We start from the raw sequence: 24,434 nt of genomic DNA, 5'->3' as shown, positions 1-24,434 counted from the left end.
ATTACCTATACTTTTTAGTGTACAGGTAATCTATTTTTTGTGGGTTTGAAATAAATTATTACTGTGGCCAATTAATAGTGGCGGTGAATTTGGCCCCTATGGAACATTAAAATCAGATGATCCAAACTGTTAAAACTACATCTTTGGACAAGTTAAAAAAGATCAATTTTTTATTGATTTACGTAAGGCAAACGGAGTGACAAAAACTTGGTTAAGTGAACAACATCCAATTTTCGCTGGGATAACTACCGAAGGGCCTGATATACCAAAAACTGTTGATATATCATTAGGTAAATCATTTGATATACTTGTTCAAATTCAAGAATTGAGTCCATCTCAACTTTTTGCTGTGTAACAGTTTGTATTACGAAGCTATTAACATTGGAAAAAAGGAGAATGTAACTAGTTATGCAGATAAATCTTGGCACATGCGCTATGTAGGAGCAGCATTTGCAAAATTAGAAATTGAACTAGTTGTAACTATAGTCTTAGATAATACGAAAGACATAGTGGGTTAGATTAAGTTGATTTTTCTTTAATCTGTAATAACAGTTATAAATTAATTTTAATTATCATATGAAATAGGAAAAATCATTATAAGTTATAATTATTACTTGTTTTTTTGTTTTACTTGTTCTTTTAATTCATCAAGGGTCTTACCGCTAATATTATCAGTAATAGTTTCATGTATTTCATTTTTTAATACAATTGTCTTTCCTGCAAGTTGTGCTTTGGAAGACATTTTACTTTCATTAATAGTTTCTATGTTTGTCTGAAGATCTGCTTTGTTATTTTCATCAAAGGTAATTGCGAATGGTTCAATTGCTCCGTAGTAGTTACCAAATAATTGATCTTTCTTCAAAAACATCATATATTTTTTATTAACTTTAGGTTCGATATATAAAGGATCCTTATTTTGCACCTCTTTAGTAGTTACTTTAGTAGCTTTTTTTGTAACTGTGCCATCTGGTGCAACAACTGCATTAGAATCTTCAAGTTTTACAGTTTCAGCGAAACGATGATTGATTTTTATTTGTTTATTTTCAGTCATACCTTTAATTGTTTCGGAAATTTTGAAATTATATAGATGTCCTTCAACATAATTTTCTTTGTCTTCTTCCAATGGATTACTTGGATTACGTGCCATATTCCATTTAGAGTCAAGACCTTCATATTCACCGATTACAACTAGATCTGCTTCATTAATCATTTGATTTAAGTCACTTGTAGCAGGGAAATCCTTACTGAGAATAACAGTTTCAGTATTATTATCTTCACCAGCAACAGGGGAGAAGTGACTATTAAATACTGAATATCCTCCAAAACCAATTACTGTAGCCAAAGGTATTGCAATTATTATAGTTTTTGTTTTTTTACTTAACATTAAGAAACCATCTCCTTTTTCTGTTAATAGATTGCATTTACGCCATTTTTATCGTCAGTTTGAGGGACATGCATAGTAGTACGATTACGATTGCTGTTCATAATTGAAGTACCACTGTTGTGACCTATTCCTATTGCATGACCAAACTCATGGACTCCTGTACTTTTAGCAACATTTGATTTTGTAATATTTGTATTACCTGCGTTAATATCACCAGCAAATTTCGTTACTTTTTTAGTAGATGTATTATAAGATGTCTTCATTCTTCCATAATAAGTAGAGGAACTTTCAAACCAAGAGTTTAATGTGTTCACAGAAGAAGCAGAAACTGTAAAATTAATACGAGAAGCAGTGTACCAGGCTGAATCGGCAGCTTGCCAACCGGATTTGATGATACTTGAACCATCGTCTAATCTGTCTCCCCATTTATATGTAGCTGATTTTGAAGGTAGCTTCCATCCTTCTTTTACATAAGCCTCTGAAACTCCAACGCTTGAAAAAACAAACACAGTACCTAATAAAAATGCAGTAATCCCTTTTTTAAAATTCATATTATCCCTCCAAAGATTATTTTTAACAAGAGAATTATAGCACCATTCTCTTCTTTTGGATTAATATTTCATTAACATTTAGAATATTTTGTATTGAGAAAATATAATTTAGGGAGACTTTATTATAATGTATAAATATAAAGCAATGAAATGGTGTCTATGTTTATTCATATTTACTTTTTTAATTATTATTGGTAAAACAATTTGGTCCAGTATAGATGTGGCAGGAGTGTCTAGCGTGTCATCGAATTCTGAAACTATAGTATTAAATAAGACATTCAAAACTACAAATCATTTAAGCGAAATGGTTGAAGAAGCAGACGTAATTGTACTAGGTGAATATGACGGCTTATACTCTAAATGGAATATGGCAAACAGTTTATCACATGAGATTCAAAGTGAAGATGTTGAAGGCCATTTGTTTAGTTTTCATGTCAAAGAAATCTTAAAAGGGGACTATGTAAAGAATGAAATCTTAATAAATCATAGATATTCAGAAAATCTCGTATTAGAGGAAAGTAATGAAATCATTGATAAAAATGGAGTCATTCTGAAAGGTGCTACGAAAGTGTTTACTAAAAAAGTAGAAAATAAAGATCCATTGTATATAAAACCAAAATCCGAGGAGACATATATAGTTTTTTTAAAAGAAAATAATAAACTTGGACATTTTTATCCAGCTTTAGAACCTTTTATGATTGAATTTGATTTAAGAAATATTGCACACCTAAAGAGCAATCTAATAAATTGGGATAAAAATAAATATAAATTTGAAACAAAGGTTAAGGATAAAACTTTTCATATTGAAAATGAAATAGATTCAACCATCAAAGATAATATTAGCGGAAAAAAATTGAGGGACATTAAGGATTTTGTGAAGAGGACTTCAAAAATGAAATAACATTGTCGTAAGCTATATTTCTATTATTAATTGAAAGTTATTACCCTATAAATTCAGTCATTTATTATATAACTGAGTGCATAAAAAATGAACTAAAATCTAATAAATAACGTAAAAGCTAAAAGAGTTTCGCTTTGAGAACATCTCAAAATATTAAATTGATGGTAACTTTGTTGTATCTCTTTAAACATACCTATATTAAAACCCAAATTTCTCAATTTAATGCTGAGATATTTGGGTTTTTCTAAAGCAATCAATTTTTCAAAAAATTTTTAGAAATTTAAAGATAAAGTATTGTATACATGTAAGTATGATTAAAAATGAAAAGTTGTAAATGCTAAATTTAATTAAATATGCCTTACTCTCTTTACCATTGGCCTGAGTGAATAGTTTATAGGAAATTACACTGGCTAAAGATGCGATAATTGTTCCAAGCCCTCCAATATTTACTCCTAGTAATAAAGCTTTCCAATCAGAAGTAAAGTTTGATAGAAGAATTGAAGTAGGAAAATTGCTAATCAATTGACTCAAGAATATGGAACTAAAGAAGACTGAAGTATCTCCTCTTAAATTAGCGCGAGCAAATGTCTCCAGCGCATCGGAATGGGAAATGTTTCCGATAAAAATAAAAAAACAGACAAAGGTTATTAGAAGAAAGTAATCAATCTTAAATAGTAAGTTTCTATCTAACGTAAATGCTGCCATCAATGTAACTATTAGCGCAATGTAATAATTAATGACACCAAAAATAGATGCAATGATAGTGATAAGTATCAAAATCCAGATGGTAGCTTTTTTTCGATTTTTCACGGTAATAACAGGTAGTTCTATTTTCAAATCTGTTTTTTGAAGTTTTTGAGTAAATATAAATAACAAACTGATTCCAAGTACAGCTAAAAGTAGGATTGAACCTAAAAATGGGATGAGCTTAATTCCATAGTAAGAATATAAGTATAAATTTTGTGGGTTTCCCATAGGCATCAAGCTACTGCCGATATTTGCCGCAATTGTTTGCAGGATGATTGTATCCATCATGTTCATTTGTGTTTTTTTACTAATGACAAGTGTTATTGGCACAAAAGTGAGGAGAGCGACATCATTTGTTACAAACATGGAGCAAATAAAGCATAACAAAATTAGAATAATAGATATTGATCTGCTGTTATTGCATTTATTTAAAATGGCAACGGCAAGTTTGTCTAATATCTTTAGCTGTTCAAAGGCCTTAATGGCCACCATTAGATTAAATAAGCTAATTAACACTTCAAAGTTAATATATTCGATCTTTGGCGAATATATAAAGCAGCTTACAATTGCTAGTATCAGTGAAATGGTAAGTACTATATCCTTTTTTAAAAATCCGAATTTCATAAGGAGTCTTTTTTTATTTTGAACGAATACTATTTCTTTCACAATACACCACCTGTAATCTATGTTAGTAGAATGAAACGCAAGGGAAATATACATTTAATAATAGGTATTCAACAAATTTTTTTATATTGCAATAAAATTAATAGCTTTTCTTATCAATTGGTTGTTCTAACATTTGAAACTTAAATGGAATAATATTAATAACGTTTTCAAAAAATAATAATATGAGTAGTTTTTTATTTGTGGAGCTGCCAAAAATCATATTTTTGGTTAACTCGATATTGCTAGAAAAGAGGATATCATAAGGTCCTAAATAAGAGTTTTGTAATGTTTCATCCCTTCAACAAAATCCTTTTTTGCTTAGTGTCTTTAATATTGTAAATATGTACAATATAGACGAATCCCACTAGGGGATTAATTGAGAAAACAAATGTTTTTTGTATGATACCATAAATAAATTAAATGTTTTATTTTTAAAATATTCTTATAATACCCTATCGATTCTTGATTTCAAATACTTTATATGAAGTTCTAAAAGAGAAAAAGTATGCATGTTTTTATGAAGAAAATAGAGGCTTGTCAAAGGTTAGGTAGAACGGAATCCGCGACGTTTGGATACTGTATAAAATTCACAAAATCTCAGTGTTTTTTAGATGAAAAAACCTTAAAATATTTTTTGTTTTTATAAAAATCTGTACTTTTTCGTAACATTCTGTACTTTTAATTATAAATTAAAGACAAGGTTCTCTTAGTTGAATATTGAAAGCGCTTAATAGATTTTTCGTGAAGTTTTTACCTAGCCTATTTTTGAGATTAGTAGTGAGAAAGGAGATATTTCCATGTTCTTGAGAAAATTAACAAAAAACCAGTTAATCACTATTGATTATTATGATTTAAATGTAAATCACCGGTAAACGAAACAAACATAATAGTACAACAACATTAGTGGATAAGAATATTAGTTTTACAGAAGGGGATAGAGCACCGTGTGTATAAACGTTAAGTTTTTCAAAATTCCAGTTTTACAGTTACATGTTGTGACGTTTGCTTAAACAGGCCAACCCTATTAATATAGAAAATTTTTATCCTTGTTGTATTTGAATATGAATGAGGTATTTATGCCAGGGAATATAGGTGATTTTATATAGATTATGATAGATAAATTTGGGGTATGGAGTGATAATATGGAAAGGTTTTTTGTAGATTTAGTCGGATCAACGAATGATTTTTTGTGGTCTAAATTGTTAATTATTATGCTTGTTATTTGCGGAATTTATTTTACATTTAAATTGAATTTTGTACAGTTTCGAATGTTAAAAGAGATGGTCCGTGTATTAATGGAGGGGAAAAGTGGTTCTAAAGATCAAATCTCTCCTTTTCAAGCGTTTTGTATTGGTATGGCAGCTCGCGTTGGAACAGGGAATATTACAGGAATTGCAATTGCGATTGCATTAGGAGGTCCTGGAGCTGTATTTTGGATGTGGATTATTTCTATTATTAGCTCGGCATCCAGTTTTGTTGAAAGTACATTAGCACAGATATATAAAGTAAAAGATAAAACTGGCTTCCGCGGTGGTCCATCCTATTATATGGAAAAAGGATTGAATAAACGTTGGATGGGAGTATTATTCTCTATTTTAATCACAATTACTTTTGGTCTTGTATTCAATTCAGTACAATCAAATACAGTTACAATTGCTTTTCAAAACTCATTTGGTACAGATCGTCTAACAGTCGGGATAATCATGGCCATTGCTTTCGCTGCGATTATCTTTGGTGGTGTACAACGTATTGCAAAAATGGCTGAATACAAAGTGGTATTTTTAGCGGTATTATACATTGGAGTTGCATTATTTGTTGTAGTTACTAACATATCAAAAATGCCGGAAGTTCTTTCTCTTATTGTTCAAAACGCATTTGGTTTTAAACAAATAGCAGGAGGTTCAATTGGTGCAGCACTTATGAATGGAGTTAAACGTGGTTTATTTTCAAATGAAGCTGGTATGGGAAGTGCACCAAACGTTGCTGCAACAGCAACAACAAGTCATCCGGTGAAACAAGGACTGATTCAAGCATTTGGTGTATTAACGGATACACTGATCATTTGTACTAGCACTGCCTTTATTATTTTGCTTTCTGATGCATATAAACAACCGGGGTTAAATGGTATTGCACTTACACAAGCAGCATTAAGTGAACACATCGGTTCTTGGGCATCGGGTTGTCTTGCTATCTTTGTTTTTTTATTTGGATTTGGTGCGTTAATTGGCAACTATTATTATGGTGAAACAAATATTCGCTTCTTACATACAAGTAAAGTGTGGTTAATGATATACAGAATAAGTGTGTTGGCTATGATTGTATTTGGTTCTGTTGCAAAGATTCAAATTGTATGGGATTTAGCGGACTTATTTATGGGCTTTATGGTTATTATTAATTTAATTGCTATTACCTTACTTTCAAAAGTAGCATTTGCGGCGTTACAAGATTATATAAACCAGAAAAAAGCTGGTAAAGATCCTGTTTTTTATAAAGAAAACATTAAAGGGCTTGAAAATGTTGAATGTTGGGATAGTTATGAGGAAACTTCAAAAAAGAAAAGTGTGTAATAAGAAAGATATTCAGACTGCAATATGTCTGAATATCTTTCTTGGTTCTAGTGCAAATATTATTGATGATATTAAAGAAAAAATTATTCTATATAAAGTTAATAGTACGGGGGAATATTGTTAAATGATAAAGGATTCTATCGTTCAAATTGAGGGTCAAGAAAAAGTTTGCTTAGATCAATGGGTAGCTCATTATCGAACGTATGCAGCTAAGGGACGAAGCGCCAGTTATATTCCCGCTCTGGGAGAAATAAATGTATCGCAGTTAGGTATTTGTATAGTAAAGCCAGATGGAACAATGATAAAGTCAGGAGATTGGGAGGTACCTTTCACATTACAAAGTATATCAAAAGTAATCGGATTTATAGCCGTTTGTTTAAGTCGCGGTATTTCTTATGTATTAGAACGAGTTGACGTAGAGCCAACTGGAGATGCCTTCAATTCGATTATTCGTTTAGAGATACATAAACCAGGAAAACCTTTTAATCCTATGATTAATGCTGGAGCGATTACGATAACTTCACTTTTGCCAGGGATATCGGTGCAAGAAAAATTAGAATCTCTATACGTATTAATTGAAAAAATGATAGAGAAGCGTCCTGCTATTAATGAAATAGTATTTCAATCAGAATGGGAAACGGCTCATCGTAATAGAGCTTTAGCATACTATTTAAAGGAGAATGGTTTTCTAGAATCAGATGTGGAGGAGACACTAGAGGTTTACCTAAAACAATGTTCGATTGAAATAAATACAGAAGATATTGCCTTAATAGGGCTTATACTAGCACATGATGGATATCATCCTATTCGCAAAGAACAAGTGCTCCCTAAAGAAGTAGCTAGGTTAACAAAAGCTTTAATGCTTACTTGTGGAATGTACAATGCTTCTGGAAAATTTGCTGCTTTCATTGGATTACCAGCTAAGAGTGGGGTATCCGGCGGAATTATGACACTTGTTCCCTCAAAGTCTAGGAAGGATTTATCGTTCCAAGATGGATGTGGTATTGGTATTTACGGACCAGCCATTGATGAATATGGGAATAGTTTACCAGGAATTATGTTGTTAGAACATATTGCAAAAGAATGGGATTTAAGTATATTTTAAAAAGGAGCACAGATATTTTGATGTTAGAGCGAGTCCAAAAGTGTTCAGACCTTATATTGTGTCTGAACATTTTTGAGTTATAAAGTATCTTTCTAAAGTAGAAGAGTGTAATGAATACTCACAATCTGTAATGCTTTCGTTTATATCTTATTTATCAGTTTTTGAAAAAAATAGAGTAAGTGTTGTATTAATGCAAATAGGTTTGTATACTGACTGTTAGGCGAAAGTGAGAAGTGATTATTTTGAATCTTAGTAATTTAGTAAAAAAAGACATTTATATTCTCGTTTTAATGATACTTACAGTACCCTTAGTAGGTGAAATAAAGTCATTTCCCTTAAATGAAACATTTAGAATGAGCTTTGGTGCACCAACATTTTTCTTTTTTTTGTTATTGTTTCGACGAGTTCCAGCATTTTTACCGGGTTTTTTAACAGCGATAGTCGTTGTAGTATTTCGTATCTCAATGGATGTCATTATAAAGGGAAATATGGATTGGTTAGCCGCTTTTCATACTCACTATCCTAGTTTTTTCTTTTATTTTACGTATTCGTATCTCTTTCATTTAGCAAAAATCAAACGTTTTTATCATCAACCACTAATGATTGGTTTGATTGGTTGTATTATTGAAATATTGTCAGACTGTGTGGAATTAATGATTCAATATTTCGTATTAAAAACATCGATCACATCCGAGGCAATAAATGAGATCATTGTTATCGCATGTTCCCATAGTTTTATAGTTCTAAGCTTTTTCAATATGATGAAATTGTATGAAGCACAATCAAGGGAGAGACACATAAAGAAACAAAATGAACATATGCTTATGCTCATCTCTAATTTATATGAAGATGCTGTTCATTTAAAAAAAACATTACAAGATGCTGAGAATATAACAAAAAAATCCTATGATTTATATAAAACCTTAGATTCTTTTGAGCATAAACAGATGGATTTTCAGTTTCAGGATTTAAGGCAACAGGCATTACAAATTGCTGGTGAGGTCCATGATGTTAAAAAGGATAATCAACGTATTTTTGCGGGGCTTTCAAAACTAATTTCTGATGAAAGTTTTACAGATTATATGTCTGTACATGAACTGGTAAATATCATTATACGGGCGAATACGAAATATGCACAGTTACTAGAGAAAGACATTCAATTTGTGTATAAAATTGATGGTGTACATTCTCATTATCATATTTATACAATCTTATCTATTATAAATAATATCGTTACAAACGCTGTAGAAGCTATCCAAGGTATGGGAACCATCACAATTGACATTAATAAAGACCACCATTTTGTTGAATTTCAAATAGGCGATAATGGTCCCGGTATTTCTTCAAAATATAAAGATTCAATTTTTGAGCCTGGTTTTACTTCTAAATATGATGATTTAGGCAATCCATCGACAGGCATCGGACTATCGTATGTTAAAGAAATGGTCGAACAACTTGAAGGTGATGTTACGCTTGAGGACAGAACCGAAGGAAAAGGATCAATTTTTATAATTAGATTAGGGATTGATCATATAATTTCGAAAGGGTGATTCTATGTATTTTTATATAGTAGATGATGAAAAAGCGGTTCGCTCAATGTTGGCTCAAATTATCGAGGATGAAGATCTTGGAGAGGTTATAGGAGAAGCTGAGGATGGTTTATCTTTAGAGCAATACATGCCAATCCTTAAAAATATAGATATTTTATTTATCGATTTGTTAATGCCGATTCAAGATGGAATAAAAACAATTCGTCAAATAAAGCCTTCGTTTAAAGGGAAAATCATCATGGTCTCTCAAGTAGAATCAAAAGAATTAATTGCTGAAGCTTATTCGCTTGGCGTTGAATACTATATTATTAAGCCAATTAACCGGATTGAAGTATTAACAGTTGCTCGGAAAGTCATTGAAAGAATTCGTTTGGAAAAATCGATAAAAAACATTCAAGAATCGCTTAATACGGTACTAAAATTGGATAGTAATTCAAGTGCGCAAGAAAAATACCGTAATGAAAAACATTTAAATACTTTTAATCATTTTCAAAATTCCATTCATTTTCTTTTGTCTGAATTAGGAATAGCCAGTGAAAGTGGAAGTAAAGATTTAATGGATATGCTAGATTATTTATATAAATATGAACAAGATAACACGTTGGAACAAGGGTTTCCCTCACTAAAAGAGATTTTTATGAATTTAGCTCAAAAAAAACTTGGGGATTCAGCTGAAGATACCGAATTAAAAAGGTTCATAGAAGCTTCCAAACAACGGATTCGGAGAGCAATTTATCAATCATTAAACCATTTAGCATCCCTTGGACTTACTGATTTTTTAAACCCGAAGTTCGAAAATTATGCTTCTAGATTTTTTGATTTTACTACCGTAAGGAGAAAGATGACAGAATTGAATAATGAACCAACATTACCTGCTCGTATTGATACGAAAAAATTTATTCAAGTTCTTTATTTTGAAGCAAAACGAATACACTTGGAATTAAGATGATAAACTCTTGCTCATTATTACTTTCAATTAATAGATTGATAGTTGTTTTAATGTTATTTGTTTTATATAGTTTTTCTAAGAGAGTATTTTCCTTAATTTCATATTGGTTTTAAAATCAGAAAATTCCGTATCGATTCGGTAGAAATGTACTAACTTAGAACAAAAGAATATGTATTTTTTAAACATTAATATTCATTTAAAAAAATGAGTATTTCCAAAATAAAATATAAATACATAGTAAGTTGAATTTTAAAAAAGATGCTATCTTCTAGCATCTTTTTTCTTTAAGAGGAAATATCATTAATCCTTATATTATTTAAAATTCAAATGCGGGCATATAAATAAGGGAAAAGGAGATAATATTTAACAAATTATAATTGGAAATGATATTTTAGGTCAGAAATGTTTTTATACTAACTAGGCTATTGGTACTAAATAAGTATAATGTCTTGCTTTTCTGCTCTTTAATCTTATAGTTATTTTTTATTAAGTACATATCGTTCTTTAGAAATCTCAATCCTAGCAGAGTATATAAATTGGGTGATAAAAATGTGGAACATAATTACTTCTTATCTTCCAGATTGGAAAGTCTTTGTACAAGCTTTTATTTTGTTTTTAATTCCGTATACTATCTCAAGATTTTTTCATTGGGTTCGTATGTCAGAGAAAGAGTGGGAAGAATGAGTTGGTGGAAGTCAAGAGACAAACAAGTGAAAAAAAATAATATTCAAAGTAAAACGAAACAAGGGTATAAACCTTCTCAAAATGCAACCGTTCATTTCACAAATGATTTTGCCTCTAACTTAGAACTTATAAAGCAACAAATCGGACATAATTCTGATGTTCGCTTTCGGAAGTTTAATATTGGACGCACAGATATTCAGGCTGGGATCATTTTTGTTGATGGTCTATCAGATAAAGAGATAATTGACAAACATATTATGAAATTACTAATGGATGATTTTTCTGACGAATATAAAAATGAATCTTCTTATGTGGAGGGGACTGTTTCAAAAGAATATATTAAAAATAAAGTTCTTACAATTAGTGAAGTAGCAGAAGTCCATTACATAAAAGATTTGATATCCAAAGTATTGATAGGTTCAACAGCTCTTTTAATTGATGGTTTAGCAGATGTGTTTATTCTTGGTACAACAAAAGCAAATAAACGAAACATGGAAGAACCAGTATCGGAGGCATTAGTCAGAGGTCCACGGGTAGGGTTTACTGAAGTATTAAGTGACAATACCTCACTTTTGCGACGGCATTGTGCGGATGAGAACTTATCATTAGTAAAGCTACCAGTAGGAGAGCGTGCAAAGAAAGAGCTAGTTGTCGCATTTATTAAAGATCTTGCTAGTACAGAATTGGTGGAAGAAATAAAAAACAGGATTCAGAAAATTGACATAGATAGTGTACTCGAATCTGGTTACATAGAGCAACTCATTGAAGATAATTATCTCAGTCCTTTCCCGCAGATTCAAAATACAGAACGACCTGATCGTGTTATTAGTGCTTTGATGGAAGGCCGAGTAGCTATTTTGTTAGATGGAACACCATTTGTTTTAATTGCTCCAGTTACATTTAGTATGCTACTGCAATCACCAGAAGATTACTATGAAAGGTGGATTCCTGGTACGCTTCTCCGCTTATTACGCTTCATGACAGCTTTTGTTTCATTATTTGCCCCAGCACTGTATATTTCTTTCATTTCATTTCAGCCAGGATTAATTCCCACTAAGCTCGCTATTTCTATTATCGGATCGCGAGAAGGAGTGCCTTTTCCCGCTCTAATAGAAGCATTGATTATGGAAGTGGCTATTGAAGTTTTACGGGAAGCAGGTTTACGTTTGCCTAAACCTATTGGACCTGCAATGGGAATTGTGGGCGGGTTAATAATTGGTCAGGCTGCCGTAGAAGCAGGTATTGTTAGTCCAATAATGGTTATCGTTGTTGCGGTAACAGCTATTTCTTCTTTTACTATCCCGCAATATAGTGTGGGAATTACGTTACGCATTCTTCGTTTTGTAGCTATGTTTTGTGCTGCGATATTTGGCTTGTATGGAGTTATTCTCTTCTTTCTTTTACTTTGCAGTCATTTAGTGAAACTGAAAAGTTTTGGAGTTCCTTATACTAGCCCTGCTGTTCCGTATCGATTTAGTGACTGGAAAGATTTTATGGTTCGCATGCCATTAAAAATAATGAGACGTCGGCCAAAAATAATGCATACAAAAAAAACTATCCGCAAAAGGTAGCTGATGACGAAAGGAAGTGGCCTTCAGTGATTACTATACCTAAAGACCGAATAACAACTTCACAAGCAGTTGTTATTATTGTAAATTACATACTTGGAACAGGAATCCTCACTCTGCCCAGAGCATCTGTAGAAAAAGTGAAAACACCAGATGTATGGCTAAGTGTGATATTAGGTGGGATACTCGCAATGGTTTCAGGAGTAATTATGGTCAAATTAAGTCAGCAGTTTCCAAATAAAACATTTTATCAATACAGTCAAGATATTGTCGGGAAATGGATAGGCAGGTTGCTTAGTTTTCTTATTATAGGGTATTTTCTTACAACTTCAGCCTTTCAAATTCGTTCAATGGCAGAAGTAATAAGCTTTTTTTTGCTGGAAGGAACCCCCACATGGGCTATTGTTATGCCTTTTATGTGGATAGGTCTTTATTTGATTATGAGTGGTATTAATTCAATTGCACGGATGTTTGAAATAATATTTCCTATTACTATTTTTATTTTTTTACTCATTTCCTTTATGAGTATCGGAATATTCGAGATAGATAATCTCCGTCCCGTATTAGGTTTGGGAATTAAACCAGTGATAGATGGGATAAAAACAACGTCTCTCGCATATACAGGACCTGAAATCATGTTAATTCTTTTGGTGTTTATGGAACAACGAAATAAAGCAGTAAAAGCTATTTTAGTTGGAATTTCTATTCCGTTAATCTTTTATGTAATAACTGTTGTAATGGTCATTGGTGCATTATCAATTGATGGGGTTGTAACAAGAACATGGCCAACAATTGACCTTATGCGCAGTTTTGAAATTTCTGGTTTGATATTTGAACGTTTTGAGTCTTTACTGCTTGTAATATGGATTATGCAAATATTTGCTACATATACAATTAGTTACTATGCAGCTGCATTAGGATTAGCGCAACTCTTTAAAAAGAGTATTCATCCGTTTATTTTTGCTTTGATTCCAATCATTTACATCATTGCTATGACTTCGAAAAATGTAAATCATTTGCTTAAATTGGGGGATATGCTCGGTAATGCGGCTTTATTTTTATTTGGTTTACTGCCACTGCTCCTTCTTATTATTAAGCGATTAAAAGGAGGAATAGTGTGAAAACGAAATTTAATTATATGCGGTTCTATTTGGCTTTGTTAGGGACGCTTTTGCTTCTATTTTTAACAGGATGTTGGAGCAGTAAAGAAATAGAAGAGTTGAGTTTAACTGCAGGTATAGCACTAGATAAAGGGAAGGAGTCAATAATTGAGAAAGAGGATGAGGAAGGAAGGTATCCAAAAAGAAACCTCATAACAGCTACTTATCAAATTGTTAGTTCGCAAGCGCAAAGTAAAGGGAACGGACAACAAAAACGGTATATAAATGTTTCTGAGACCGGTGATTCCATTCATCAAATTATTCGTGAGTTTTCATTGAAAAGAGAGAGCACAATGTTCAGCCCACATTTAAAAAACATTGTTATTAGTGATAGTCTTTTACGTACATACAGTTTAGAACAATTACTTGAACAGTATCTCCGTGACAATGAGGTTCGGCTTAGCTGTATGATCTTAATTAGCAAGGGTCTAGCGAAGGAGGTACTGGAATCAAACAAAAACGGGGAAATCCCAGCATTTCGTTTGTCTGGAATTGCAGATAATCGAAATAGAACAACAAGGATTTTACCTCCTGTATCGCTCGCTAAATTAGGAGGAAAGATGCGGTCAGGATCCAGTTTTCTTTTGCAAAATGTAATCTCAATAAAGGGAGAAACAAAATTTGCAGGAGCTGCTGTAATTAAAGGGAAGACAAAAAAGTTGATGGGCTTTTTAAATGAGCAGGAATTGGAAGGAGTAGTATGGATAAACGGAAAAAGGAATGGTGGTGTGGTAAAAACTTTTGATAAAGAATCAAAGAAACTTATTATATACGAAGTAAAGTCAATAAAAAGCAAAATCATACCACATGTTAACGGAAATAATATTTCCTTTGATGTAAACATTGAATCAGAAGGACGTTTGTCTGAAAATTGGATGCAATCAGGAAAAGATTTTGAAAGTGAATTTTTAAAAAGAGAAGAAAAAGCTATTGAAAAAGAAGTAAAGTACTTAGTACATCATGTTACAAAAAAAATACAAAAAGAATATCAAGTCGATATTGTGGGTTTTGGTAACCAATTAAGAATTAAACACCCGAGAACATGGGAGAAAGTCAAAAAAGATTGGGATCGAACATTTAGTAAGGTACCGATTAAATATCATATAAATGTAACTATACAAGATTATGGAGCGTCAAGTTTAAAACGATGAGACGTCTTAATTGACCTTATATTTACACAAAAACAAAAAGTTACAAAAATTTTAATTTAAAAATTTTTGTAACTTTTTGTTTTTTTATGTCCTTCTTATTATAAATTAAAGAAATGATTTTATTAAAAGTTCATTATTTCTTTATCCTATGCATTTCTTTTGCGCTATAAAGAAGATCACAATAGTTACTATTGGCGTGTTATTTAACGTTAGGAAAGAGAAATCGCTATATGTCTTGAGTAGGAGGGAGTTTGAAGTGCAAGCGAAAGCAGTGCAAATAGAAGAGATCTATCAAGAAATATTAGACGGTAAAAGAAGTAGGTTTCCACCGAATACATGGAAAGAAGATAGCAATAGAGAGCTATCTAAAAGGGTCACAAAATATTTAATTGAAACAATTTTAAAATGGAATGAAGAAGATATTAAACAAAAATGGAATACGCCTTTAATTATAAAATATCGATTACTCGGCGCGCTCAAACATGGTTATGATAACAGTCCCTATAAGATGATTGAAGACTTATATCCTAATAGATTTAAAGAGTGGGAGTTTGGTATGGCACCATTAAATTTTTGGACTAAAGAAAAAGCTCTTGAAGTATTAAAATGGACTGTTGAAGAAAAAGAAAAGCTAAGTAAAGTAGAACTACTCAAATTCTATAGTAAAAAATGGTTAGAGAAAAATAAACTCAGTGCACCATTAGTTATGTATTGGAATGGTAGCCCTTATGCAATGATAAATTCTTTATATCCTAATAAATTTAAAGAGTGGGAATTTAGTATGACTCCTAACAAGTTTTGGACTAAAGAAAAAGCATTGGTAGCATTAAGGTGGACTATTGAAGAAAAAGAAAAATTAACTTCTTTTCAATTATTACAAGTTTACAGTGTAAAATGGCTTACTATTCATAAATTAATTTCTCCTTGTCAAATATTCTGGAATAACAGTCCGTACTCCATGATCAATGAGTTATATCCTGGTCAAAATAAAGAATGGGAATATAAATTCACACCTACCGGATTTTGGACTGAAAAAAAAGCATTAGAGGCGCTGAAGTGGACTATTGAAGAAAAGGAAAAACTAACAGAGGAGCAATTACTATCTATTTACACACAAAGGTGGTTAATTAAACATAAGTTATGGACACCATTAAGAAGATATTGGAAAGGAAGTCCATACAATATGTTAAATACTTTATACCCCAATCGTTATGCAAAAGATATGTTAAAAGGTTATAAAAATAAATAATGATTATATTAGAAGTCTTACTTATATCATGCAATATCAAGTTTAAGATAGAGTTAATAAAATATTGATTTAATTAATTCTTAACTTAATTATAGGAGCGAAATTATATGTCACCTTTACGGAATGAAGCATTAAAAATGCATAAAGAAAAACAGGGGAAGATTGGTGTTTATTCTAAAATTAAAGTACAAAATTCAACAGATTTAAGTCTCGCTTACTCACCAGGTGTTGCTGAGCCATGCTTAGAGATTTATAAAGATGAAAGCAAAGTATATGATTATACAATGAAAGGGAATCTAGTTGGGGTTATATCTGATGGAACTGCAGTATTAGGTCTTGGGAATATTGGACCTAAAGCAGCTATGCCAGTGATGGAGGGAAAAGCTTTACTTTTCAAATCATTTGCTGAGATCGATGCTTTTCCTATTTGTTTAAACACTAATAATCCGGATAAGATTGTTGAGGTTGTTAAATTATTAGAACCAAATTTTGGTGGGATAAACTTAGAAGATATTGCAGCACCTCAATGCTTTGAAATTGAGGAGCGTCTAAGAAAATCTTGTGATATTCCTGTTTTCCATGATGATCAACACGGTACAGCTATTGTAACGATTGCTGGCCTAATTAATGCACTTAAGTTAACAAATAAAAAAATTGAAGATGTACAAATCGTTGTAAATGGTGCTGGTGCTGCTGGGATAGCCATTGTTAAGCTGTTACTTCATATGCATGTAAAAAATGTTATTTTGTGTGACACAAAAGGGATAATATATGAACAGCGACCTATTGGAATGAATGCGCTTAAAGAAGAAATAGCTCGTATTACAAATATAGAACAGAAGCGGGGAAAATTAGCAGAGGCCCTTATTGATGCTGATGTATTTATTGGCGTATCAGCTGCAGATGTAGTTGATGAGGATATGATTCGTTCTATGAATCATAATCCTATTATTTTTGCCCTGGCTAACCCTACACCTGAAATTATGCCTAATAAAGCAAAAAAAGCAGGAGCACTAGTAGTTGGTACAGGACGTTCTGACTTTCCTAATCAAGTAAATAATGTACTAGCTTTCCCCGGAGTTTTTCGTGGAGCCTTAGATGTACAAGCAAAAGAAATTAATGAAGAAATGAAGCTAGCAGCTGTTTATGCAATAGCTGAGTTAATTTCAGAAGAAGAGCTTCATGTCAACTATGTCATTCCAAATCCATTTGATCCTAGGGTGGTGCCACATGTAGCATATGCTGTTGCACGTGCTGCAGTGGAAACCGGTGTTTCAAGAAAAAATATCAGCATGTCTGAAATTAAAAACAATCTATTCAGGTTAACAAAAGAGGTAAATATATTAAAATAAATATTTTTCTTAAGAAAATATTATGTAGTAAAGATTATATGAAATTGAATCAGGCTATCTCGCCTAAGGTAGCTTACTATATTCTTAAAGTTTTTTTAATTGTTTCATGTGTTTTTGATTGGATTTTGTAGTATTAGTTATCAAATTAAAGATACGTTTCTATTAGAATCAGCTTGAAAGTAGTTTGAATCCTTTACTGACAGGCTATTCATATAAGTTAGTTGTAAGAAAGTGAATAAATCTATGCTCTTAAGAAATTTAACAGAAAATCACTTAATGACTATTAATTATTATTAGAGTGGTTTGTTGCAACATGTAAAGGATTTGTTTACAACTTTGATTTAAAACAATAAACCCTTCTTTTAATAGATTAATAGTAAAGGTTCTCTACTTAGTTCTTAGCGTATAAAAAGTTAAATTATGTATATCTCCCTTTCTGATATTTGTAAAACGCATATATTTATTCCTTGTGAAGTATGAAAATTAACAAAGTCTTAAAAGGAGCGAGTTTAAATGATGATTGTTCTTCAGGTAGTTTTAGCAATTTTTATTGTAGTAGGGGGATTCATAAAAATTTTCCGTATATCTTTTCAGGTAGAACATTGGCGACAATATCAATATTCATTATGGTTTATGTCTATAATTGGTTTTGTTGAAATTATTGGAGCAATAGGTATAATCGGTGGTATTTGGAATCAATACTTAGCGCTAGGAGCAAATACATTATTAGCAGTTCTCATGGTCGGAGCTATTCATGCTCATATTTTTCGAGCAAAACAATCTATTTTAATGATAATCCCTGCATTACTTTGTTTCATGCTATCTACGGCGATAATTATTTGGAATTTAAATACATTTTATTAAGCGTAACTATAAATTTTGAAAATAAGTAATTATAAGAGGAATATGTAAGCTCTATTTAAAATGGTGAATAGTTAAAGAATATTAATTCCGAAAAATTATCGCCATTTTACTCTTGTTTTTAATAGTTCTATGAATAGAAAGTCTCTTCATTTTTTTAAATGCATGCTTGTAAAGTACATACAAAAGCATAGCTCATTATAGGAAGGAGAATTTTTAAATTCTATTGATAAACCCAGTAATTGTAATAGCCCTTATTTAGAATAATAATTTCAAAATCAATAAAGTTTAGAATAGAAGGAGCAAGATCAAATTATTATGAATAAACAAATAGGATTTATCGGATGTGGCAACATGGGTATTGCTATGATAGGTGGGATGATTAATAAAAATATAGTGTCTCCAAATCAAATAATTTGTTCAGATTTAAACGTCAGTAATTTAAAAAATGCTAGTGATAAATATGGCATAACTATAACTACTAATAATAATGAAGTCGCTAACAGTGCTGACATTTTAATTTTATCAATTAAACCAGACCTATACACATCGGTAATTAACCAAATAAAAGACCAAATAAAAAATGATGTAATTGTTGTAACTATTGCTGCAGGAAAAAGTATTAAGAGCACTGAGAATGAATTTGATAGAAAGTTAAAGGTTATTAGGGTAATGCCTAATACACCAGTACTTGTTGGGGAAGGAATGTCTGCATTATCTTTTAATGAAATGGTTACAGAAAAAGATATAAAAGAGGTACTAAATATATTTAATATTTTCGGCCAGACGGAGGTCGTAAATGAAAAACTAATGGATGTTGTTACATCTATTAGTGGTTCTTCTCCAGCATATGTGTATATGTTTATAGAAGCCATGGCAGATGCTGCTGTACTTGACGGTATGCCGAGAAAACAAGCTTATAAATTTGCGGCTCAGGCTGTATTAGGTTCTGCAAAAATGGTATTGGAAACGGGAATACATCCAGGTGAATTGAAGGATATGGTTTGTTCTCCAGGTGGAACGACGATAGAAGCTGTAGCAACACTAGAAGAAAAAGGTTTAAGAACAGCTATCATTTCAGCAATGAAACGTTGTACGCAAAAATCTATGGAAATGTCTCGTTTAACTAGTAAGTGAGAGGCTTTGTTTAGGCGTAACTTCACATCCATTAATGTAAGTAGTTATTTAAATTAAAAGTTTGTTGCTATTCTCTTATAGGGAGCGGGGGCATACATTGCCTTCCGCAACGGTGCTCTAGGTTATAATTAAATAGATTAATATATAAATTATAGAAAAACAAAAAGTGTATACAAATGTATAATCGGAGGAGTTGTTATGTCAAATAAAGTTCCTACTTCCTTTATCATTATTATAGGATTGATGCTGTTTGCATTGTTTTTTGGAGCAGGAAATTTAATTTTTCCACCTATGCTTGGTCAAATGGCTGGAAATAATGTATGGATAGCCAATGCAGGCTTTTTAGTTACTGGAGTTGGTTTACCATTGTTAGCAATAACAGCATTTGTTTTTTCAGGTGAAAATGATTTGCAATCTTTAGCTAGTCGTGTGCATCCGGTGTTTGGTATTGTATTTACGACCGTTCTCTATCTAGCAATTGGTCCCTTTTACGCCATCCCTAGATCTGGTAATGTATCGTTTGAAATTGGAATTAAACCTTTTTTATCAAATGATGCAAATCCTGTTGCATTAACTGTATTTACAATCTTATTTTTTACAGTTACATGCTTGTTATCCCTTAATCCTACAAAGATTATTGATATAGTTGGGAAAATTTTGACTCCTATCAAATTGACTGTTATTGGGATCCTCGTAGTTGTGACTTTTATTCATCCAATTGGAAGAATTCAAGCGCCTATTGAATTGTATGCATCAGATTCATTTTTTAAAGGTTTTCAAGAAGGATATTTAACATTAGATGCTCTTGGAGCTTTTGTTTTCGGAATCATTATTGTGAATGCAATTAGAGAAAAAGGGGCTACGACTAAAAAGCAGCTTATGATTGTTTGTGTAAAAGCAACGGCTATTGCTGCTACACTCTTAGCTCTTATTTATACTGCCCTTTCCTATATGGGCGCTTCTAGTGTAGAAAAACTAGGTCGTTTAAATAATGGGGCTGAAGTTTTAGCAAAAGTTTCGGACTATTACTTTGGTTCGTATGGTGCAATTTTCTTAGGTGTAATGATTATAGTAGCATGTTTAATCACAAGCGTAGGACTTATCACTGCTTGTTCTTCTTTTTTTCATAAATTATTTCCAAAGGTTTCTTACAAAAAACTTGCTATTATTTTGTCTGTTTTCAGTACACTAGTTGCGAATATAGGGTTAACACAATTAATTAAGATTTCAATCCCTGTATTAATAACTATGTATCCAATTGCTATTACCTTAATATTTCTAACATTTTTACACTCTGTATTCAATGGTAGATTTGAAGTATATCAAGGGAGTTTGATATTGACATTTATTTTTAGTTCGTTAGATGGATTAAAAGCTGCTGGAATAGAAAGTGAAATAATCCATAATTTTGTTGAGCACTTTCTTCCTTTATATAGTGTAGGTTTAGGGTGGGGATTTCCGGCTATTATAGGCGGTGTATGTGGGTATATTGTTAGTGTATTACGGAAGAAAAATACCTTAAGTTCTAGTGAAACTCAATTAAATAAATAAATTATTTTTGTTTATCATACCATTATCGGGCATACAAAACTAATTATCTCTTTGGAATGAAAAAATCTTTTATTTATATCTTTGGAGGTAAAGTGAATCAGCTATAACACATTATAGCTGATGTTTGTTGAACAGTGGATGAAAGAGAAAAAATAGAATGTTTCAAATTTATTTAACGTAAAAGAAATATTATAAGACTATCTAATAACTAAGTAAATTTACATACAACAATAAAGAGAAGAGCAAACCTTATTTTAAAGGGGATACAGAGAATATGAGTAAGTTATTAAAAAAGAAATCCGTTGCACAATTGTTAGAGCATAATCAAAGCAAGACCTTAACGAAAACATTAGGAGCATTTGATTTAATTATGTTAGGGGTAGGCTCAATAATTGGAACAGGGGTTCTTGTGTTAACTGGATTAGTGGCAGCAAGAGATGCTGGTCCAGCAGTTATTTTTTCATTTGTACTTGCAGCAATTATATGCGGATTCATAGCATTATGTTACGCAGAAATTGCTTCCACACTCCCGGCATCTGGTAGTGTATATACGTACTCATATGCAACAATTGGTGAGTTTGTTGCTCATCTAGTAGGTTGGTCTTTACTGTTAATATATATTGTGGCAACAGCGGCTGTCGCTGCTGGATGGACAGGCTATTTCCACAATTTAATAAAAGGGTTTGGATTAGAGATACCTAAAGCTCTAGTAACGATCCCTTCACATGGTGGTATTGTGAATCTACCAGCAGTAATCATTACATTGATATTAGCATGGATGTTATCCCGTGGTACGAGGGAAAGTAAACGAATCAATAATATAATGGTATTGATTAAAATTGGTATGATTTTGTTGTTTATTACGGTTGGTATATTCTATGTAAAACCAATGAACTGGATACCAATTGCACCATACGGTTTAAGTGGGGTTTTTACAGGTGGAGCAGCTATTTTATTCGCTTTCACGGGTTTTGATATATTAGCAACTTCAGCAGAAGAAGTAAAAGATCCGAAACGTAATCTTCCCATCGGTATTATTGCATCATTAATCATATGTACAATTATTTATGTTATGGTATGCCTTGTTATGACAGGAATGGTTTCCTATAAAGAATTAAATGTTCCTGAGGCAATGGCTTATGTAATGGAAGTGGTAGGACAAGGAAAAGTCGCTGGTGCAATTGCTGCAGGTGCTGTAATTGGCCTTATGGCTGTTATTTTTTCCAATATGTATGCGGCAACACGAGTATTCTTTGCAATGAGTCGTGATGGATTGTTACCGAAATCATTTGCGAAAGTTAATAAGAAAACTGGAGCACCCACTTTTATAACTGGATTGGCAGGAATAGGGAGCTCTATAATAGCTGGGTTTATTGATTTAAAAGAATTGGTTAATTTAGTTAATATCGGTAGTTTGGTGACGTTTGCGTTAGTTTGTCTATCAGTTATTATTCTCCGTAAATCACACCCAAATTTAAAACGTGGATTTATGGTACCTTTTGTACCTATATTACCAAGCGTTTCAATTGTATGTTGTGTGGTTTTAATGCTAAATTTACCGTTAAGGACATGGGTGTACTTTAGTATTTGGATTACTATTGGGGCAGTAATATATTTCCTTTATTCGATAAAACACAGTAATTTAAATGAGGAAACGATCTCGAAATTACATGATAAAATTGCGAGATAATAACGATAGAAAATTTTATTAATAATCATATTGATAGTTGAGCAACATAGAAACAGTTTTTTGACATTTAGTAAGAAATAAAATGAAAAATTCTAGGACAGCAGAGTGCCTTTTTTAGAAACCTTGCCTGTTTTTCATGATTTAAAACTAATAAGGAGAGGAAAGTATGAGTGAATTACATTTTATGAGTCTAGAAGAACTGGATAATGAATTAGAAAAAGATGACAGTGGTATTTATTTCATTAAAGATTATAATGACAATATTATTTATGTAGGCAAGGCTTTTAGTATAAAAAGTAGAGTATTAGCTCATTTTAATAGTTATTCCAATATTAAGGAATATGTACATTTATTTAATAAAGTAGCGTATCTCATTGAAGATAGTTTATTAAAACGCTCATTGTTACAAGTTACTTATATGATTAAATATAAACCAGTATTAAACAAAGAAGTTCAAAAAGAATTTCCAGAGTTATATACTCAATACATTAAGCAAACAAATAAAAAATCCATGTTGTTAGAAATTGATCAAGCTAAAGAAAAAAGGGATGAGTTAAAGAATAGATTAGTAAAATTAGTGGGTGGAAAAACTATGTTTTATGACATAATTTCTCTGTTAAACAATGGGTATAACTATCATGTTCTCGCAAAAGTATTGAGCATAGAACTTCAAACTTTAATTATAATGAAAGAACACCGAAACAAATTCCCGATACCACATAATTATAAGAGGACAATAAAGCATCAAGATATAATGTATGCTTTATCTGGAAAAAAGAATTTAAGTACGTCAAGGTTAAACACTTAACTTTAAAGTAGTAAATTCGTTGCTTTTGTAGCTTTTATTGTTATATTGAAATGCAATGTACATTTGTATTTCAAATTTAATTGGTGGAATATGGGGAGGGAAAGGGTTCTCATAAAAATACTAGAAGAAATTAGGTTACTCATGCATAAATATAGTGGAAGTGCAATTATAAATATTCAAAGATACGAAAGTAATACAAATGAAATTCTTATTTCTGCTACTACAAGTATTATTGAGCAAATGAAGTATGAAATTGCTCTTGAACTAGGAGTCACACTGGGACCTGATACATCATCATCTGCAAATGGTTCGATCGGTGGAGAGATTACAAAACGCTTAGTTCGAATGGCTGAAAAACAGTTAACAGGTCAATACAGATTACACTAAGAAAATAATCCGTATATATACGGATTATTTTTCCTTTAATTTACAAAAAAATAAATTTTGAAATTGAAAAAACACCTCAGATTCCTTTTTAATAACCTTTTGTAGTCGTGTTAATGGAATAGGTATCGAAAGAGGATTAATTCAATACAAACGATGTATGAGCTCTTAAAAGAGTTTTGTTGTTATTTACAATTTTAATTCCATAATACTTAAGCCAATATAATAAAATATTTATGTCTAAATCGATATAAGGTAATGATTATTAAGAGATATTTCTTTTTTTATAGAATAAGTAAAACCTGATATTGTAGTAAGTATTGTTTTGAGGTCAATTTACTGTGCACCTTAATTATTGAAGTTTTTTTGTTGATTAACAACTATTGTATTTGGAAATTAATAATAAGTTTATCCCGCTA

The 24,434-nt window shown here is 31.6% G+C and carries 19 protein-coding genes and 1 pseudogene; 17 read left to right on the top strand and 3 right to left on the bottom strand.

All coding sequences use genetic code 11. The features are described 5' to 3' along the window. Positions 1-73: 73 nt before the first annotated feature. Positions 74-355 (top strand): annotated as a pseudogene (locus ACQVV1_RS26300) (erythromycin esterase family protein); the annotation flags it as partial. Positions 356-610: 255 nt separating this feature from the next. Here ACQVV1_RS26300 and ACQVV1_RS26295 read toward each other — a convergent pair. Together ACQVV1_RS26295 and ACQVV1_RS26290 are read right to left on the bottom strand one after the other, a co-directional pair. Continuing rightward, complete coding sequence (locus ACQVV1_RS26295; protein WP_242252652.1) at positions 611-1,384, bottom strand: cardiolipin synthase; 774 nt, start codon at positions 1,382-1,384, stop codon at positions 611-613. Between the two features lie 23 nt (positions 1,385-1,407). Next, positions 1,408-1,935, bottom strand: a complete 528-nt coding sequence (locus tag ACQVV1_RS26290; protein WP_001009604.1) for a matrixin family metalloprotease — start codon at positions 1,933-1,935, stop codon at positions 1,408-1,410. 127 nt (positions 1,936-2,062) lie between these two features. Here ACQVV1_RS26290 and ACQVV1_RS26285 point away from each other — a divergent pair, with 127 nt between their 5' ends. Beyond that, positions 2,063-2,836, top strand: a complete 774-nt coding sequence (locus tag ACQVV1_RS26285; RefSeq protein WP_242252653.1) for a hypothetical protein — start codon at positions 2,063-2,065, stop codon at positions 2,834-2,836. A gap of 261 nt (positions 2,837-3,097) precedes the next feature. On the opposite strand, the gene ACQVV1_RS26280 is transcribed toward ACQVV1_RS26285, so the two are convergent. Beyond that, on the bottom strand, positions 3,098-4,249 hold the full coding sequence (locus ACQVV1_RS26280) for an anion transporter (protein WP_242252654.1): 1,152 nt from the start codon (positions 4,247-4,249) through the stop codon (positions 3,098-3,100). A gap of 1,142 nt (positions 4,250-5,391) precedes the next feature. Between ACQVV1_RS26280 and ACQVV1_RS26275 the strand changes: the two genes are divergently transcribed. The 15 genes from ACQVV1_RS26275 (at position 5,392) to ACQVV1_RS26205 (ending at position 24,018) form a co-directional block, all read left to right on the top strand. Further along, positions 5,392-6,816 carry an alanine/glycine:cation symporter family protein gene (locus ACQVV1_RS26275; protein WP_063225007.1) on the top strand — a complete coding sequence of 475 codons (1,425 nt, stop codon included), beginning with the start codon at positions 5,392-5,394 and terminating at the stop codon, positions 6,814-6,816. 124 nt (positions 6,817-6,940) lie between these two features. Further along, on the top strand, positions 6,941-7,921 hold the full coding sequence (gene glsA / locus ACQVV1_RS26270) for a glutaminase GlsA (RefSeq protein WP_063224983.1): 981 nt from the start codon (positions 6,941-6,943) through the stop codon (positions 7,919-7,921). 233 nt (positions 7,922-8,154) lie between these two features. After that, positions 8,155-9,471: a sensor histidine kinase gene (locus ACQVV1_RS26265; RefSeq protein ID WP_063224984.1), complete on the top strand. Its 1,317-nt coding sequence runs from the start codon at positions 8,155-8,157 to the stop codon at positions 9,469-9,471. Between the two features lie 4 nt (positions 9,472-9,475). Continuing rightward, positions 9,476-10,420, top strand: a complete 945-nt coding sequence (locus ACQVV1_RS26260) for a response regulator (RefSeq protein ID WP_431169718.1) — start codon at positions 9,476-9,478, stop codon at positions 10,418-10,420. Positions 10,421-11,100: 680 nt separating this feature from the next. Beyond that, positions 11,101-12,675: a spore germination protein gene (locus ACQVV1_RS26255; protein ID WP_063224986.1), complete on the top strand. Its 1,575-nt coding sequence runs from the start codon at positions 11,101-11,103 to the stop codon at positions 12,673-12,675. A gap of 26 nt (positions 12,676-12,701) precedes the next feature. Beyond that, positions 12,702-13,793: a spore germination protein gene (locus ACQVV1_RS26250; protein WP_242252655.1), complete on the top strand. Its 1,092-nt coding sequence runs from the start codon at positions 12,702-12,704 to the stop codon at positions 13,791-13,793. Beyond that, a complete protein-coding gene (locus tag ACQVV1_RS26245) occupies positions 13,790-14,983 on the top strand; it encodes a Ger(x)C family spore germination protein (RefSeq protein ID WP_242252656.1) in 1,194 nt (397 codons plus the stop codon). Before ACQVV1_RS26250 ends, ACQVV1_RS26245 begins: the two co-directional genes overlap by 4 nt. A gap of 256 nt (positions 14,984-15,239) precedes the next feature. Beyond that, positions 15,240-16,232: a DUF4046 domain-containing protein gene (locus ACQVV1_RS26240; protein WP_063224989.1), complete on the top strand. Its 993-nt coding sequence runs from the start codon at positions 15,240-15,242 to the stop codon at positions 16,230-16,232. 107 nt (positions 16,233-16,339) lie between these two features. After that, positions 16,340-17,584, top strand: a complete 1,245-nt coding sequence (locus ACQVV1_RS26235) for an NAD(P)-dependent malic enzyme (RefSeq protein WP_242252657.1) — start codon at positions 16,340-16,342, stop codon at positions 17,582-17,584. A gap of 513 nt (positions 17,585-18,097) precedes the next feature. Then, positions 18,098-18,448 (top strand): DoxX family protein, encoded by a 351-nt coding sequence (locus ACQVV1_RS26230; protein WP_242252658.1) that lies wholly within the window; start codon positions 18,098-18,100, stop codon positions 18,446-18,448. Between the two features lie 315 nt (positions 18,449-18,763). Next, positions 18,764-19,582, top strand: coding sequence for a pyrroline-5-carboxylate reductase (proC, locus tag ACQVV1_RS26225; protein ID WP_242252660.1), 819 nt, complete (start codon positions 18,764-18,766; stop codon positions 19,580-19,582). A 198-nt stretch (positions 19,583-19,780) separates the two neighbouring features. Continuing rightward, on the top strand, positions 19,781-21,133 hold the full coding sequence (brnQ5, locus tag ACQVV1_RS26220) for a branched-chain amino acid transport system II carrier protein BrnQ5 (RefSeq protein WP_242252662.1): 1,353 nt from the start codon (positions 19,781-19,783) through the stop codon (positions 21,131-21,133). 274 nt (positions 21,134-21,407) lie between these two features. Continuing rightward, the gene (locus ACQVV1_RS26215; RefSeq protein ID WP_242252664.1) at positions 21,408-22,823 is read left to right on the top strand and encodes an amino acid permease; all 1,416 of its coding nucleotides are present in this window, start codon (positions 21,408-21,410) and stop codon (positions 22,821-22,823) included. Positions 22,824-22,989: 166 nt separating this feature from the next. Continuing rightward, positions 22,990-23,631, top strand: coding sequence for a nucleotide excision repair endonuclease (locus tag ACQVV1_RS26210; protein WP_242252666.1), 642 nt, complete (start codon positions 22,990-22,992; stop codon positions 23,629-23,631). A gap of 168 nt (positions 23,632-23,799) precedes the next feature. Beyond that, positions 23,800-24,018 (top strand): alpha/beta-type small acid-soluble spore protein, encoded by a 219-nt coding sequence (locus tag ACQVV1_RS26205; protein ID WP_286676874.1) that lies wholly within the window; start codon positions 23,800-23,802, stop codon positions 24,016-24,018. Positions 24,019-24,434: the final 416 nt, after the last annotated feature.

Origin of the sequence: Bacillus basilensis, assembly GCF_050630465.1 — a bacterium.
Taxonomy (GTDB): Bacteria; Bacillota; Bacilli; order Bacillales; family Bacillaceae_G; genus Bacillus_A; species Bacillus_A basilensis.
This window is presented reverse-complemented; position numbering and strand designations above follow the sequence as displayed.